This is a genomic window from Xenorhabdus sp. XBWT (assembly GCF_059072735.1).
Genome location: NZ_CM180990.1, coordinates 2,697,763 through 2,711,995 on the forward strand (window position 1 = coordinate 2,697,763; position 14,233 = coordinate 2,711,995).

General features: G+C 42.1%; 24 protein-coding genes and 2 pseudogenes. 1 reads left to right on the top strand and 25 read right to left on the bottom strand.

The genetic code is table 11. The features are described from left to right. Positions 1-354 precede the first annotated feature (354 nt). The 5 genes from purB to rluE all read right to left on the bottom strand — a co-directional run bounded on the left by purB (position 355) and on the right by rluE (position 4,692). A complete protein-coding gene (gene purB / locus AC5JQI_RS11725) occupies positions 355-1,725 on the bottom strand; it encodes an adenylosuccinate lyase (protein ID WP_493912291.1) in 1,371 nt (456 codons plus the stop codon). A 51-nt stretch (positions 1,726-1,776) separates the two neighbouring features. Next, positions 1,777-2,403, bottom strand: a complete 627-nt coding sequence (hflD, locus tag AC5JQI_RS11730; RefSeq protein ID WP_237385157.1) for a high frequency lysogenization protein HflD — start codon at positions 2,401-2,403, stop codon at positions 1,777-1,779. 2 nt (positions 2,404-2,405) lie between these two features. Continuing rightward, complete coding sequence (gene mnmA, locus AC5JQI_RS11735) at positions 2,406-3,509, bottom strand: tRNA 2-thiouridine(34) synthase MnmA (RefSeq protein ID WP_493912292.1); 1,104 nt, start codon at positions 3,507-3,509, stop codon at positions 2,406-2,408. A gap of 108 nt (positions 3,510-3,617) precedes the next feature. Next, positions 3,618-4,070 carry an NUDIX domain-containing protein gene (locus AC5JQI_RS11740; RefSeq protein WP_493912293.1) on the bottom strand — a complete coding sequence of 151 codons (453 nt, stop codon included), beginning with the start codon at positions 4,068-4,070 and terminating at the stop codon, positions 3,618-3,620. After that, positions 4,063-4,692 carry a 23S rRNA pseudouridine(2457) synthase RluE gene (gene rluE / locus AC5JQI_RS11745; protein WP_493912294.1) on the bottom strand — a complete coding sequence of 210 codons (630 nt, stop codon included), beginning with the start codon at positions 4,690-4,692 and terminating at the stop codon, positions 4,063-4,065. Before rluE ends, AC5JQI_RS11740 begins: the two co-directional genes overlap by 8 nt. A 140-nt stretch (positions 4,693-4,832) precedes the next feature. Between rluE and icd the strand changes: the two genes are divergently transcribed. After that, the gene (icd, locus tag AC5JQI_RS11750) at positions 4,833-6,086 is read left to right on the top strand and encodes an NADP-dependent isocitrate dehydrogenase (protein ID WP_493912295.1); all 1,254 of its coding nucleotides are present in this window, start codon (positions 4,833-4,835) and stop codon (positions 6,084-6,086) included. A 107-nt stretch (positions 6,087-6,193) separates the two neighbouring features. On the opposite strand, the gene AC5JQI_RS11755 is transcribed toward icd, so the two are convergent. The 20 genes and pseudogenes from AC5JQI_RS11755 to AC5JQI_RS11850 form a co-directional block, all read right to left on the bottom strand. Further along, positions 6,194-7,321: a phage integrase Arm DNA-binding domain-containing protein gene (locus AC5JQI_RS11755; protein ID WP_493912296.1), complete on the bottom strand. Its 1,128-nt coding sequence runs from the start codon at positions 7,319-7,321 to the stop codon at positions 6,194-6,196. Next, positions 7,299-7,547 carry an excisionase gene (locus AC5JQI_RS11760; RefSeq protein WP_493912297.1) on the bottom strand — a complete coding sequence of 83 codons (249 nt, stop codon included), beginning with the start codon at positions 7,545-7,547 and terminating at the stop codon, positions 7,299-7,301. Before AC5JQI_RS11760 ends, AC5JQI_RS11755 begins: the two co-directional genes overlap by 23 nt. An 85-nt stretch (positions 7,548-7,632) precedes the next feature. Next, positions 7,633-7,947, bottom strand: coding sequence for a hypothetical protein (locus tag AC5JQI_RS11765; RefSeq protein ID WP_493912298.1), 315 nt, complete (start codon positions 7,945-7,947; stop codon positions 7,633-7,635). Further along, entirely contained in the window at positions 7,944-8,234 is a 291-nt protein-coding gene (locus AC5JQI_RS11770; RefSeq protein WP_493912299.1) for a hypothetical protein, read from the bottom strand. The genes AC5JQI_RS11765 and AC5JQI_RS11770 overlap by 4 nt, the downstream gene beginning before the upstream one ends. Beyond that, entirely contained in the window at positions 8,234-8,431 is a 198-nt protein-coding gene (locus AC5JQI_RS11775; protein ID WP_493912300.1) for a hypothetical protein, read from the bottom strand. The genes AC5JQI_RS11770 and AC5JQI_RS11775 overlap by 1 nt, the downstream gene beginning before the upstream one ends. Before the next feature lie 13 nt (positions 8,432-8,444). After that, complete coding sequence (locus AC5JQI_RS11780) at positions 8,445-8,669, bottom strand: hypothetical protein (protein WP_493912301.1); 225 nt, start codon at positions 8,667-8,669, stop codon at positions 8,445-8,447. Beyond that, positions 8,669-9,040, bottom strand: coding sequence for an ORF6N domain-containing protein (locus AC5JQI_RS11785; RefSeq protein WP_493912302.1), 372 nt, complete (start codon positions 9,038-9,040; stop codon positions 8,669-8,671). Before AC5JQI_RS11785 ends, AC5JQI_RS11780 begins: the two co-directional genes overlap by 1 nt. Continuing rightward, positions 9,033-9,257 carry a hypothetical protein gene (locus AC5JQI_RS11790; protein WP_493912303.1) on the bottom strand — a complete coding sequence of 75 codons (225 nt, stop codon included), beginning with the start codon at positions 9,255-9,257 and terminating at the stop codon, positions 9,033-9,035. Before AC5JQI_RS11790 ends, AC5JQI_RS11785 begins: the two co-directional genes overlap by 8 nt. Beyond that, positions 9,257-9,445, bottom strand: coding sequence for a PerC family transcriptional regulator (locus tag AC5JQI_RS11795; protein ID WP_493912304.1), 189 nt, complete (start codon positions 9,443-9,445; stop codon positions 9,257-9,259). The genes AC5JQI_RS11790 and AC5JQI_RS11795 overlap by 1 nt, the downstream gene beginning before the upstream one ends. Before the next feature lie 2 nt (positions 9,446-9,447). Beyond that, positions 9,448-9,771, bottom strand: coding sequence for an ANR family transcriptional regulator (locus tag AC5JQI_RS11800; protein WP_493912305.1), 324 nt, complete (start codon positions 9,769-9,771; stop codon positions 9,448-9,450). After that, the gene (locus AC5JQI_RS11805) at positions 9,768-10,115 is read right to left on the bottom strand and encodes a hypothetical protein (protein ID WP_493912306.1); all 348 of its coding nucleotides are present in this window, start codon (positions 10,113-10,115) and stop codon (positions 9,768-9,770) included. Before AC5JQI_RS11805 ends, AC5JQI_RS11800 begins: the two co-directional genes overlap by 4 nt. A 179-nt stretch (positions 10,116-10,294) precedes the next feature. Next, positions 10,295-10,603: a hypothetical protein gene (locus AC5JQI_RS11810; RefSeq protein ID WP_493912307.1), complete on the bottom strand. Its 309-nt coding sequence runs from the start codon at positions 10,601-10,603 to the stop codon at positions 10,295-10,297. 21 nt (positions 10,604-10,624) lie between these two features. Then, entirely contained in the window at positions 10,625-10,942 is a 318-nt protein-coding gene (locus AC5JQI_RS11815) for a hypothetical protein (protein ID WP_493912308.1), read from the bottom strand. Further along, positions 10,939-11,310 (bottom strand): hypothetical protein, encoded by a 372-nt coding sequence (locus AC5JQI_RS11820; RefSeq protein ID WP_493912309.1) that lies wholly within the window; start codon positions 11,308-11,310, stop codon positions 10,939-10,941. Before AC5JQI_RS11820 ends, AC5JQI_RS11815 begins: the two co-directional genes overlap by 4 nt. Before the next feature lie 81 nt (positions 11,311-11,391). Beyond that, positions 11,392-11,547 (bottom strand): annotated as a pseudogene (locus tag AC5JQI_RS11825) (IS5/IS1182 family transposase); the annotation flags it as partial. Between the two features lie 192 nt (positions 11,548-11,739). Continuing rightward, positions 11,740-11,901, bottom strand: a pseudogene (locus AC5JQI_RS11830) (KilA-N domain-containing protein); the annotation flags it as partial. 625 nt (positions 11,902-12,526) lie between these two features. After that, the gene (locus AC5JQI_RS11835) at positions 12,527-12,973 is read right to left on the bottom strand and encodes a lysis protein (RefSeq protein WP_493912310.1); all 447 of its coding nucleotides are present in this window, start codon (positions 12,971-12,973) and stop codon (positions 12,527-12,529) included. Further along, positions 12,970-13,371 (bottom strand): structural protein, encoded by a 402-nt coding sequence (locus AC5JQI_RS11840; RefSeq protein ID WP_493912311.1) that lies wholly within the window; start codon positions 13,369-13,371, stop codon positions 12,970-12,972. The genes AC5JQI_RS11835 and AC5JQI_RS11840 overlap by 4 nt, the downstream gene beginning before the upstream one ends. After that, the gene (locus AC5JQI_RS11845; protein ID WP_275384524.1) at positions 13,368-13,697 is read right to left on the bottom strand and encodes a phage holin, lambda family; all 330 of its coding nucleotides are present in this window, start codon (positions 13,695-13,697) and stop codon (positions 13,368-13,370) included. The genes AC5JQI_RS11840 and AC5JQI_RS11845 overlap by 4 nt, the downstream gene beginning before the upstream one ends. A gap of 228 nt (positions 13,698-13,925) precedes the next feature. Then, entirely contained in the window at positions 13,926-14,189 is a 264-nt protein-coding gene (locus tag AC5JQI_RS11850; RefSeq protein ID WP_493912312.1) for a hypothetical protein, read from the bottom strand. Between the last annotated feature and the right edge of the window lie 44 nt (positions 14,190-14,233).

Below are 14,233 nucleotides of genomic sequence, written 5' to 3' on the forward strand. Positions count from 1 at the left end.
TTTATTGGCTTTGTAGACAAGTTTTCACTATATATATCCAATAGAATTTCGAATTTTATTACGACGATAAGGGAGTGAGTACAACACAGTTAAAACTTGAAAAACGACGGGTATAGTTATCAATGTCTTAACTAACATTGCGAGTTATTTGTTTGAATAAATGATTGAGTGATATTAAAAACAGTAAGCTGAAGAAGTTATTGACTTACCGTTGAACGGTAAATTGAAGTGTGCCTGTAAATGAAAATTCTTGTGTTGGGTATGAACAAAACAGATTTCGCACATACCCAGGAGAATATTTTCTAGCTTCAAGTTACAGCTTGATTGCAACTTGAAATCTATTGAATAGCAACATTATTTTAATTTGTCGACCAATAAGGCCGCATAACCAATGTAGTTTGCTGGCGTCATAGCTTTAAGGCGTTCTTTTTCCTCTTCAGGAAGTTCAAGACCTTCAATGAAGGTTTTCATGCCTTCTGAGTCAACACGCTTACCACGAGTCAGTTCTTTCAATTTTTCATATGGCTTTTCAATACCATAACGACGCATGACGGTTTGAATGGGTTCTGCCAATACTTCCCAGTTGTTATCGAGCTCGTCTAGCAAACGCTGTTCATTCACTTCTAATTTATTCAATCCCTTCATGGTGGATTGATAAGCAATCAACGCATAGCCCAGACCTACACCCAGATTACGTAGCACAGTAGAATCCGTCAGATCACGCTGCCAGCGTGAAACAGGGAGTTTGCTGGCAAGATGTCCCAGAACAGCATTTGCTAACCCTAGATTTCCTTCAGAGTTTTCGAAATCGATTGGATTAACTTTATGTGGCATGGTGGAAGAACCAATTTCACCCGCAACGGTTTTCTGTTTGAAGTGATTCAGTGCAATATAACCCCATATATCGCGATTAAAATCGAGCAGAATGGTATTGAAACGAGCTAAGCAATCAAACAGCTCTGCAATGTAATCATGGGGTTCAATCTGAGTAGTATATGGGTTCCATTGGATGCCCAGAGATGTTACAAATGACTCGCTGAACTGATGCCACTCAACCTGTGGATAGGCAGAAAGATGAGCATTGTAGTTACCGACTGCACCATTGATTTTACCCAGAATTTCTACCTGCCCAAGCTGGCGGAATTGGCGTTCCATACGATAAACTACATTAGCCAGCTCCTTCCCAACGGTGGAAGGTGTGGCGGGCTGCCCGTGTGTACGTGACAACAGAGGCAGATCACGGTAGTCATGTGCCATGCGCGTGATAGTGTCGATTATTTGTCGCCATTGAGGCAGCAAAATTTCTTCACGGGCAGTTTTGAGCATCAGAGCATATGACAGGTTATTGATATCTTCTGATGTGCAGGCGAAGTGAATAAATTCAGTAACTTGATGAAGAGCAGGAACATGCTCGACTTTTTCTTTCAGAAAATATTCAACTGCCTTAACATCATGATTAGTTGTACGCTCAATTTCTTTGATGCGTAATGCGTCTTGTTCATTGAAATTTGTAATAATTTCATCAAGGTAAGCGTTTGCGTCTGCACCAAAAGCAGGAACTTCTTTGATCTCTGCTGTAGCGGCCAGTTTTTGCAGCCAACGTACTTCAACCTGCACACGAAATTTCAGTAAGCCAAACTCACTAAAAATAGCGCGTAGTGCGCTGACTTTATCGCCGTAACGGCCATCAATCGGAGAAACAGCGGTCAGTGAGGATAATTCCATTGGTAGCAACTCCCAGATTTTAATTAACAGTTTTTGTTTAACAATATTTACTTAACAATGAGCAAGAATATCTTTTGCCTGTCGGCTCAGGCGTTGACGAGAAAACATAATTTGTAAGCGGCTGCCGCCGACTTGTTTCCATAAAACAACACAGCGAATACCCGCCAATAAAGCGGTTCTGACTTTTGCCTGAATTAATGGATTACGCAATACGTCAGGTGAGCCTGTAACCTGGATGCGAGGTCCTAATGGGCTGATAACATCAACATAAATTCCAGCAAGGGCGTTGAATATTCCCTCTGACATAGGTTCGAAGTAGGTTTGCTGACGTTCTAACTGGCTGATGCGATTTGCCAGTTCATTGGCTGCAGACTGATTTTTGCTTAGATAGCGTTCCAGCGCCATCAAGCTCAGTACATAACGAGTCAGATCAGCTGAAACACCACTGTGCGATGTGTTGAACATGCCCAGCATGGCATCAAGACCAATTCGCAGATTACAGGCACTGTTGCCAAAAACATCCTGAGTAGATGTAGGGTTCATATTCAAGATACTGTTGACCATCATTTCAAAAGAATCAGTATCACACTGACCTTCATGGGCAAGTGTTTGTACCAGACGGCCTGATTGGCAGATCCCTGCCAATGCCAGTGTAATATCATAATAATTTTTAGCCACAATTACTCCTGTATACGTTGTTCGATCACACCACCGCCAAGACAGGTTTCACCTTGATAAAATACGGCTGATTGGCCGGGGGTGACAGCGGCAACAGGGCTATCAAAACGAACTTCAATTTTATCTTCGCTCAGGGGAACGACAGTGCAGGGGATATCATGCTGACGATAACGTGTTTTCACTGCACAACGAATCTCTGTTTTTAGTGGTTGGCGATCAATCCAATGAAGTTGTTGAGCAATCAGACCGATAGACATCAGGCGAGGATGTTCATGGCCTTGGGCGACAATTAGCGTATTGTTTTCGACATTCTTATCAACAACATACCATGGTTCTTCACCACCATCTTTGGTTCCTCCGATCCCCAGCCCTTTACGTTGACCAAGTGTATGATACATCAAGCCAGAATGCTGACCGATAGTCTCTCCATCCACTGTAACAATTGAACCAGGCTGGGCGGGGAGATAGCGCCCAAGAAAATCACGGAATTTACGCTCACCGATAAAGCAGATACCGGTTGAATCTTTTTTCTTTGCTGTGATCAGACCGATTTCTTCGGCAATGCGGCGTACTTCGGGTTTTTCCAATTCTCCAATTGGAAATAGACTCTTGGCAACTTGCTGATGACTTAAAGTATATAGAAAATAACTTTGATCTTTATTGCCATCCAGGCCACGGAGCAATTGACTAATGCCCTTTGCATCCCGACGGCGGACATAATGACCTGTTGCGATGTAGTCAGCCCCCAAATCTTCAGCCGCGAATTCTAGAAATGCTTTGAATTTAATTTCTTTATTGCAAAGAATGTCTGGGTTTGGCGTTCTGCCTGCTTTATATTCAGCAAGAAAATGTTCGAATACATTGTCCCAATATTCGGCTGCAAAATTGATGGTATGCAGTTCAATGCCCAATTTGTCACAAACTGCTTGGGCATCAGCAAAATCGACAGCAGCCGAGCAATACTCTTCACCATCGTCTTCTTCCCAGTTTTTCATGAACAGCCCAGCTACCTGATAGCCCTGCTGTTGCAGAAGGTAGGCGGAAACTGATGAATCAACACCGCCGGACATTCCGACAATGACTTTTTTCTGGCTGTTATCTGACATGGATATATCTCACTGCGGAAAAAAACAAACGCAATACTCTAACACGTTGGCAGTTTAGGTGCATCAAACGTCTTCATGCTCTTTTCAATCGATTCTTATTCATACCAATTATCTGGCAAAAGGTGAGCCATAACTGTCCAGTATTGATAGCGGGTAAATACAGTGTTCTGAGTGGCAGCGGATACTTTCTGCAACCAGTGGTGAGCGTAACTTCGGACTATGAAGAATTTCTTCTGCACTTAACCAGTGGCAGCAATGGATATCCTTATCTTGTGGATTTGTTTCCACGATAGTTTCCATTTCAATCAAGAACAGGAAACGGATAAAGGGTGTCCCATCAGGCGCGATCCATTGGTGTAGTTTCAAAAATGCCTGAGGTTTGGCACGAATGCCGGTTTCTTCCCACAATTCCCGCTCAGCGGCTTCCAGCAGCGTTTCATTAGCCTCAAGATGACCAGCAGGCTGATTCCATAGCGGCTTATTATTAATTATTTCTTCTACAATCAAGAATTTGTTTTCTGCATATACAATACAGGCAACGATAACGTGTGGACTAAACAAAATTAATTTCTCTCCATTCTCCTGGGGATAATGTTCCCAATTGTATTGAATCCATACTGAAACGAATTAAGCGCAATGTAGGAAAGCCGACATGGGCTGTCATTCTGCGCACTTGACGGTTACGTCCTTCATGCAGGGTAATTTTGAGCCAGCTTACAGGGATGCTTTTCCGTTCCCTGATGGGAGGTGTTCGCTCCCAGAGCCATTCTGGTTCTTCCACCAACTCAGCACCGGCAGGCAGAGTCGGGCCATCTTTTAACATGATGCCACAGCGTAGTTTATTCAGGGCAGATTCATCAGGAATACCTTCAACCTGAACATAATAAATTTTAGCTGTTTTTTTAAGTGGTTGCGTCAATTTAGCCTGTAATTTGCCATCATTGGTCAATACTAGCAGCCCTTCACTATCACGATCCAGACGACCTGCGGCATAAACATCAGTAAACGGAATAAAATCTTTTAATGTTGTTCTTCCCATTTCATCGGTGAATTGGGGTAAAACATCATAAGGTTTGTTAAATACTAACACCCGTCTGGGGACTATTAATTTTTTTGCAGTATTGTTATTTTTTCTTTGGCTGAATCGGTTAAGTTGTCGTTTTTTAAAAGAGATATTTGTCATGATAAGCCATCGCGAAAAATTAGGGTGCGTATTATACCTTAAAACTGTGACCATTGGCGTTTGCAGAATATTCAAGTAGTATTGACACGTCCCTTACAAAAATTTAACAAGGCATTGCGCTTATTTGAAAGGAGAGGTTAATGGAAAGCAAAGTAGTTGTTCCGGCGGAAGGTAAAAAAATTACTATTGATGCCAAAGGTAAATTAAATGTTCCGAATAACCCTGTAATCCCTTATATCGAAGGGGATGGCATTGGTGTTGATGTTACGCCGGTCATGCTTAAAGTTGTTGATGCTGCAGTTCAGAAAGCTTATAGCGATGAGCGCAAAATTTCTTGGATGGAAATCTACACGGGTGAAAAATCCACCCATGTATATGGCAAAGATGTCTGGTTACCGGATGAAACTTTGGATCTGATCCGTGAATATCGCGTTGCCATCAAAGGTCCGCTGACAACGCCAGTTGGTGGCGGTATCCGCTCACTGAACGTTGCACTGCGTCAGCAATTGGATCTATATGTCTGCCTGCGCCCAGTCCGTTACTATCAAGGCACGCCAAGCCCTGTTAAGCAGCCTGAATTGACTGATATGGTCATTTTCCGCGAAAATGCGGAAGATATTTATGCGGGTATTGAGTGGAAAGCAGGTTCAGCAGAAGCGGATAAAGTTATTAAATTCTTACAGGATGAAATGGGTGTTAATAAGATCCGTTTCCCTCAACAATGCGGTATTGGCGTGAAACCTTGTTCAGAAGAAGGTACTAAGCGTTTGGTACGTGCAGCGATTGAATACGCCATTGATAATGATCGTGAGTCGGTGACTTTGGTTCACAAAGGCAATATCATGAAATTTACTGAAGGTGCCTTTAAAGACTGGGGTTATGAACTGGCTCGCACTGATTTCGGTGGAGAGCTGCTGGATGGTGGTCCATGGGTTAAAATCAAGAATCCTAAGAACGGTAAAGACATTATCATTAAAGATGTCATTGCAGATGCTTTCTTGCAGCAAATTCTCCTGCGTCCAGCAGAATATGATGTTATCGCATGTATGAACCTGAACGGTGATTACATTTCTGACGCATTAGCAGCTCAAGTTGGTGGTATCGGTATTGCTCCAGGCGCAAACATTGGTGATGAGTGTGCATTGTTCGAAGCAACACATGGTACTGCGCCTAAGTATGCTGGTCAGGATAAAGTAAACCCTGGCTCAGTTATCCTTTCCGCAGAAATGATGCTGCGCCATATGGGGTGGTTCGAAGCGGCTGACCTAATCGTTAAGGGAATGGAAGGATCAATTGCTGCCAAGACCGTGACTTACGATTTTGAACGCCTGATGAATGATGCTAATCTACTGAAATGTAGTGAATTTGGTGATGCAATCATTTCTCATATGTAATTGATTGCTTAACTGAATTGATAACGGGGGCTTAATGGTTCCCGTTGTTTTTAACAATGTAAAAATTCTTCTGCAAAACTCCTGCAAAACTGGTCATAATTCGACCGTCACTTCACCGCCAAAACAGTCCAATCTTTACCTCTATCATCATGGTATTTATCTGTCATTGACTGGCTCTTATGGCCTAGCAATGTTTTTGTATCGACTCCCTGTTCGCGATACAGACGTTCCGATAGTGACCTTTGTTCATGGAAGCTGGTGGGTGTACCCTTCTCCCACTTGAGATCTGTCTCATCACGGATCTTTTGAAAGCCGGCAGTGATGGCATTAGTAGACACCTGACCACCCCGTTTGGCTTGTGAGGTCGTATGGTGATAGTGGAGTACGTGAGAGCTTAATATCCTATCTCTACAACGTGCTATTACATCTCGTAATGTAAAGCCTATTTTTTCACACTTGAGATTTAGGGGGATCGCCAATTTAGCCCCTGTCTTTTCCTGAATAATATGTAAGTGATCATCCCATACGTCGTCGAACCGTAATTTGGCGATATCTCCTAAGCGTTGTCCGGTGACTAGGGCTAACAACATCGCATTCTGTAAATAGTGTTGTGTTTTTCCGGCATGGTCGAATATTACTTTCCATTCTTCCAAACTCAGTCTTTGTCGTTTAATTTTATTAATAGGCATTTTGGTCGCTTTAGCAGGATTATATCCCGGAGGCACTTCACCTGCGTGTTGGGCTTCTTTGAAAACATCAATTAAAACCATGCGAACAATTTGGGCCATCCTTGTTTGCCCGCGTTCTTTATACTCATCAACTAAAGTTGCAATATCTTTAGTTTGGATATTATCAATAATTTCGTTACCACAATGCTTTCTGAATGCTTCGACAGGTGCAATTTTCTGCTTTACTGTGTTTATTTTTATCTCGCCAGCAGCTAATCGTTCATTCTGTATTTTTAAATATTCATCTAGCCAACTTGTTACTGATATTCCTTTTTTTATCTTTCTGCTAATTTCATCTTTTACTTTTATTAGCTGAGTCATTTTGACCTCAGCTAAACGGGAATTAGCTTCTACAGCAATGGCTCTCGCGGCTTCTTCGTCATCCCCTAAGCCATGAAATTTTCCTGTAATAGGGTGCTTATAGCGCCAGTAGACCTTCTTTGTTCTGGCATCTGTGTAACAGGATAGGCCGGGGACGTTGACATTATATTTGCGTGGACGAGCCATCTTTTAAGATCCTCATTAGTCTGGGGTCATCATTTTTCTTGATAATAGGTTTTTCTATAAATCCAATAAATCTGGCGTTTAATTCAACTCTCCAACACCTTCCGGCTTTGTATGGTTTAGGGGAGATCATGCCGTTTTTTGCGTAACGTATTAGAGTCTGGTAGCTTGGAACTGGTTCGGAAAATTCTTGTTCTGCCCATTCCCTAAGCGTTTGAGTTCGTGCCATAGCTTTTCCCATGCATTATATTAAGGATAACTTAACAATATTGGGCTGCTACTTTTTGCAACCCTTAGTTAATAATTGCGATTCTTTATTGTTCTTTCTGATACCCGTTCTCCAAAATTATCATTGCTAAGGCTGCTGGCCTGACAAGATCACTCCACGTAGCATCAACTATGATGTTGTTCAGCTCCTCACTGAGAATGTCATCCAAATTCTTTGGTCTTGCTGAGCAGGGCACCTCATCGGGCACCCCTTCCATAATGTCGATAGTCAGCGCAGTGATTTCCTTTTCTCCCCGTTCTGGCTTGCGGTATCCGGCTTGCCAGATTGCATCAGTGATATCAGACGGATCACCCCATGCCGAAGCAATGATTTGTGTGAGGTGGAATGAGTTATTAATCATGACCGTTTCTCCGTGAGTAAATAGGTTTCCAGTTCGTAGACGAGTTCCATTAAATTAAATTTTTTATGCCATTCCGCCTTAAGGTCATTCTGGCGCTGTTCGATTTGCTCCCGCTCTTTTTTCAGTACGGCGCTTCTGGGGACGGTCAGGTATTCGCTGGATTTGGTTACTGACTTTTCTAATATTGATTCACTCACCTTCTTCAATAACCAGTCTGCCCACTCGCGCCCGTCGTCAATGAGTTCGGATAAACCAATTTCATTCTGTGCGTTATCGATGCTTATCATTATTTCTTTCCTCGCTTGCCTTTCTTAATCGGTGTTATCTTCACGGCTGCCACTTTGGGAGCGGGTGGCAGGGGAGGGCAAACGCCCTCGTGAATGTAAAGGTTGTGCTTCATGTGGTGGATAATTTGCTGCGTGTAGTCCCTGCCGTCGTCGATGTGGACTATAGTTCTGACCAGCTCGTCTTCAATGTCCACCATCTGGCGATGTTCCTTAATCACGGCCCGCCTCCACTTCTTTCAACTTCCGCTCGGCAAACTTGAAAGCGTCTTTATAAAGGGGTAAGGCAATAAAAATGGGGTTGCCATAAAGCCTGTTTGTGAAAGAGCTAAACCGGAATCGGCAAGGAGCCTCCATGCCAGAGGGTTCCATAAGCACCGCGCCTTCGCGAAACATCAAATAGGGGTAAGCCAGATAATCAAGGCGAAAGTACGGCATCACATTTTGTTTCTCTGTCGGAATAACCTTGTCCAGATTAGGGAACCCCATGCCTGATCGGTCTCCAACATTTTGGAGTGATTCGCTGCACCACGTTCTGTCCAGAGAATGAGGCGGCTTGTATATTTATTAGCCACCCCGAAATTATCGGGGAGCCTCTTAAAAACCTGTAATTCCTCACCTTCAAGCCAAAAGTAATGTTTGCCCTCAATAAAGCGTTGGCGATTTTTTTGGAAATTATCCTGAATATTTTTTGCATCTGCCCCATACCCCGCAGCTAACTGCTCAGTGGTCACAACGCGCTGGCCGCGATATTCAACGATCTGCAATTCTTTGGCGGATACTGGTACTAATTCGTTTTTCTTAGTCATTATTTACTTCCTTAATTTCAATTTTCATTTTCTTGGCATAACGGCGCATAGAGCGATTAAGTGGCATTAATACGTTTCCATCATTTGTCGAATAAGGTTCAATGAATTTTTTGGTATTAACATGCTCATTCATGGAGTCTTCTTTTATTTGAAATAATTGAGGCACTACCATTCCGCCAAACCCCTGTTGTGTTTTACTTCTTTTCCCCTTTGCCATTACGACCCCTCCCGAATAATAATTTTTGCTTGCCGAATACAATGGGAACCGTTTTTAATACATTCCTGTTCTTGTTTTTTATATTGAGATAATGAAAGTGCTTCACCCCATTTATCAGCAGCACGGCGAAATAAACCTCTCAGCTCTAAAAACTGTGCTAATGTTTTTGCCTGTTCATATGCTGTCATGATTAATTCCCCATTTGCCGGAGCTTTTGTTTGAATTTATTTGTCTCAGTGTGGTTGAGATGTTTTTCTAATACTTTCACTGTTCGTTTATTTACCTCCTCAATTTGACTATTTTCTTTCTGGGTTCTTAATGCCTTGCTATAGCTGTGATGCAATGAATGTCTTTTTTCGTTATGCTCTTGGCGATATTCAGCCCATAATTGAGCATTAAGACTGGTGGCTACAGTTTTAGCTTCTCCCCACTCTATAGCAGCAAGATCGTATTTTTCTTCTTTCTCTTTCTGGATGGCTGAATTAGCAAGGTCTGAATAAGTTTTATTTTTCATTTTTTATTTCCGTTTATAGGTTCTGTTTTACGGGCAACAAGTTTTAATATTTCATTTATAAACTCATTTCCTTCTATGGTTAAATTTACAAACTTGGTATAAAATCTGTTATATGCATCCACGATAAGTTGTTCTGCTTCTGATTTTTTCTTTACTGCCAATACATCGAGTTCAAAGAAGCGAATTAACGCAATAGTTAATATCTCCTCGTCTAAGTCCAGCCTGTAATTAAAATCAGCTACTTTTATAATTACAGAATGACAGCCGTGTTTATTTTTCAATGTATCTAATTTTACTTGAATAAGCGCCTTTCGCTTTCTTTCAAGCAAAGTTGATTGTGCCATTTTATATTCTCCGTTTTTGGAGTGTGATAATCCCCAGTGATGACACTGTAATTAAATTTGGTTTGTTGTTTTTATTTTGATTGTAGCTGGTCGAGTTTATTATCTATCTCCATCAACTCATTATGTACTTTTCTATGTTCTTCTGCTTTCTTGTCGCGTTTATTTTTAAGCCGAAGGAATTATTTTTCTTTTTTTATATCGTCTTGCAACCAGTTTAATATCCGAAAGTGTCTTAGTATACACTCTGGTCGCATTTTCCCACGACGTATTGAAGGAGTACCATCTTCTAGCGTGACTTCTTCGTATGGGTAGTTGCTTGGCCTTTTTTCTTCGTCGAACTGCTTCTGTGCCCGAACGTAAGCCAGTTTATTCAGTGCGCCTTGTTCGCTAAAGTAAGCCTTGTTAGCACCGCGAACGACATAGACTTCACGCGGTTCAATTTTGATATCGTAGTTAGTTGCGTTTTCGATGGGTTTAAATGCTTTCATGGTGATTCCTTATTGATTCAATTAATTTCTCTGTTTTTTTATTTGCTTTCTTTCTCTTATTTCACAAAAGGCGCTAAAGTAATTATCATGCTCAGCTTCAATCACAAGCGGTAAGACAGTTAACAGATGCGCTATTTTTTCAAGATCATTCATAGCATCATCTTGGGAATACTCTTCACTATTTACGGCTGCATGGGCTAAGTTTCCAATAGATGCAATTCCTTTTGTTATTGCACGCATTGCATCATCACTTGATGCTATTAAATAATGTAAATCTTTATCGCTCATTTCAGATATTCGAGTGTTACTAACGTGAGTGTGTTTGTAGATATTATTCATGAGTATTCTACTCCTCGGATGCGTGCTATTTCTTTACCAATATTAACTACTGCGACCAGTGCAATACTAAGCAATTGTAGGCCATCAAGACTTTTATCCGTATCCATTAATAAAGAAACATATGTTCTTAGACTTTCTATTTCACTTGCAACGCCTTCCAATTCACCGAATGCCTGATTATCTGACATGATATAATCTTTATTTATTTCCCTTAATTGCTGAGCTAGATTACATGCCTGACGATGCACACCACGACACATTAAATGAGTATCCGGTTCTGCTTTATTTTGGGTTGCTGTTATTACAGGAAATATTGATGCTTCAATTTCTTCTGCAATTTCGACGGCGGTTTGTAGTTTATTGTTCATTATTGTCCTCAGTTAATTTATTCAATTATTTTATAATGTTATTTTTTGCATTTATTTATATTTACTTTAATACCTTAGAGCCTATCCCAAAAGGATTGTATTCCACACGAGCAATCCACAACAAAAATACAGCATGCCTTCATAATTGCTTATTTTCTTTTCCCAACGGATTAATATCCGCCGATAACGATTCATCCAACTATGCGTTCTTTCTACAACCCAACGGCTCGTTTTAAAATAAACGTCCTTTATCTGGACTTCACTTATAGTAACCTCACCTATCGGCGACATACCCTGTGGGCCTGTTTTTGTATTCACTAAGCCTGTATTTTTAACAAACTTAAGAACCTTTGTTCTTGATGCTGCGGAAGATGTGTCTAACCGTTTGATTTTACTAATTTCTGTCAGAAAACCAGAATTACCAAACAGCTTCTTACTTAAAGCCGCCATATATTCAAGAACATCAACTTGACGAAGCCATGCTGTCGGCTCTTTACCAAACTTAGCCGCTACGTCTGTAGCATTGATCCACCCCTCTTCATTAAAGCGAATAGGGTGACCGTCATACTCAAATGGAATGATGTTACTCATCGGGTACTTTCCTTATAGAAAATCGAACCTGTTCACACAGAAAAACCGCCCGCAGAAATACCCTATTAACGGATTTCTCAGGTTCGATTTTCTGTAAGGTTCTGCGTTTTTTATTGATGTGCGTGTGAATGCGCAGTGAAAATAAAAATGCCACCAGACCGTATGCGTTGGGTACGCGGTAGGAACGGGGTGATGGCATGGGTTATTGCTTTAACCACTCAAGGGAATGGGTAAAGAAATATTGGGTTTAGTTTCATAGGGTAACTAATAGTTAAGGATTATTCGCTTTTAATTGAGTTGAAATGGAGTTATCAGGTTTTGTGGTACTGTAAGTAACATATGGTGAATAAAATGAAAAAATACATTCTTCTTTTCCTGCTGGCTGGTTCTACTCTTTTAGCTTCAATGCAGACTTATGCTGTGGCCTGCTCGATAGAATATCCTCCTGATAGCCCAGAGTGGAGGCATTGTACGATCGATTGCGCACTAACTTTTGGTCCAATTGGTATTCCATCTTGTTTATAGGCACGACTGTCCCATTAACCCCAATACAAACTTAATAATAACTCTATCTGGCTCTCAAACTTTCATCTTTTCAGATTGATTGTCAGATAGAGTTCATAGCTCACTGACACTGCCCCCTAACATACTCCTGCAAATATTTCAGTTTTGCCCGGTCGTTAATGATGCCTTCTCGGATATCGAGAACAGTTGATCCAGTTTCTCCAGTGAGTTCGACGGTGGTTGCATCGCCCACGCTGCCGGATGAAGGGGTTTCACGCACGGGACAGATGGCTTGGATGCGCAGCTTGCGACGGCCAGCGGCAACATCAGCCCGAAGAGTGTCAATTTCAGTCTTGGCATGGGCGAGTTCCTGTGTGTGACGGGTGTCCAGTTCTGCAAGGTGCTGGATGCGTTCTTGCTGGTTGGTGATGAGGGCGGTTTGTTTAGAGAAATCATCAGACAATTCTTTATATTTCCTGCTGAGTTCCTCATAACCCTTCACTACTACCCAAAGTGCAGCCAGCAATGATACAGAAATGACAATAAATGCGTACAATTGCCATCTCATAACATCTCAAACGCTTTTTCAAACGTCGCCTCAGAATAAGGTTGCTCGCCGTTCTCGTGGTAGATAATAGATTTAGCCAGGGCAATCAGCGTCGTTTTGTTCACTTCAATGACTTGGTGAGGAACGACCCCCAGAGACTGAGCAACACCCTTGATATAAGCCGAAGTGTTGTTTTCGTTAGTGGGTGCCCAGCGGTCGATTATCTTCGCGACGGTCTGATAGCCTTTTTTGTGGTAGTTACATAACAACTTCATCAGTGCCCGGATACCATATTCAGGCGATTCAAACCGACAGAACCGCTTTTCAATACTTAGGTCATGCGGCAACTGACCCTGCCACTTATTCGCCGGATTATGGTCAATGTTGCCGGGGTTGTTATTGCGTAGGCCTCTGGTCATCTGTTCACCCCGAATTTGTTTTTGAAGAAGGTAAAGACCGCATCAAAAATAGAGCCGATCTTCTTGGTGCCCAAAAAGCCAATGAGGACACCGAAGAACTGGGCGAGACTCAGGGGCAGTTGCGCATATTCCAGCGCGTTAATAATCCCGACACTGATCGCCGCACAAATAAAGGCTTCTACTAACGAAGCTGTCCAGCTTGAACCGTCCCTTTTCTCTCGGGCAAGGGCGGTCGATGCCGCCAGAAACATCCCGCCAAGAAAGGGCGCATTGATAATTAACCAGTCCCAAACGTGAGACCAGAATTCCGCGTCTTTTTCAGTCATGCGCATATTCCACCCCATTAAGACAATGGGCTTCCGTGGGGTGAGTTATGATCGCCCCTGTGAGTTAATAATGAGTGGGAGGTCGTTATCGGAATTCCGATATCGGATGAATTTCAAGTAGTTAGATTGCCAGCCGCAATAGGAGATACGGAGGTACTGGGAGTGATTGCGGTGGCAAATTAGGTAATAAGCAATATCGAGCGCCCAAATATAGACGCTCTGTATTGGTTACTGTATGGAACCAGCTACAAGTCCACTTCGGCCTCGACAGACCGTGCGAACAGTGTCACCCGTTAGAGTGGTTATGTAAGCTTGATCTGTTTTTTTGATGTCGTGATAAATCAGGTTGCCGTTCTGGCTATTCTCGACACGGGCAATAACGCCCTCAGCGACATCTTTCGGGAAAAACTCCAGACGGTACATGTCTCCCAAGATCCATGACTCTTCTACTGAACGACCGTTTCTTTCTGTGATTAGCTTTAATGCGTACATGGTTAATTCCCTCATTGCGTAGGCAACAAAAAAGGCCACCTAAG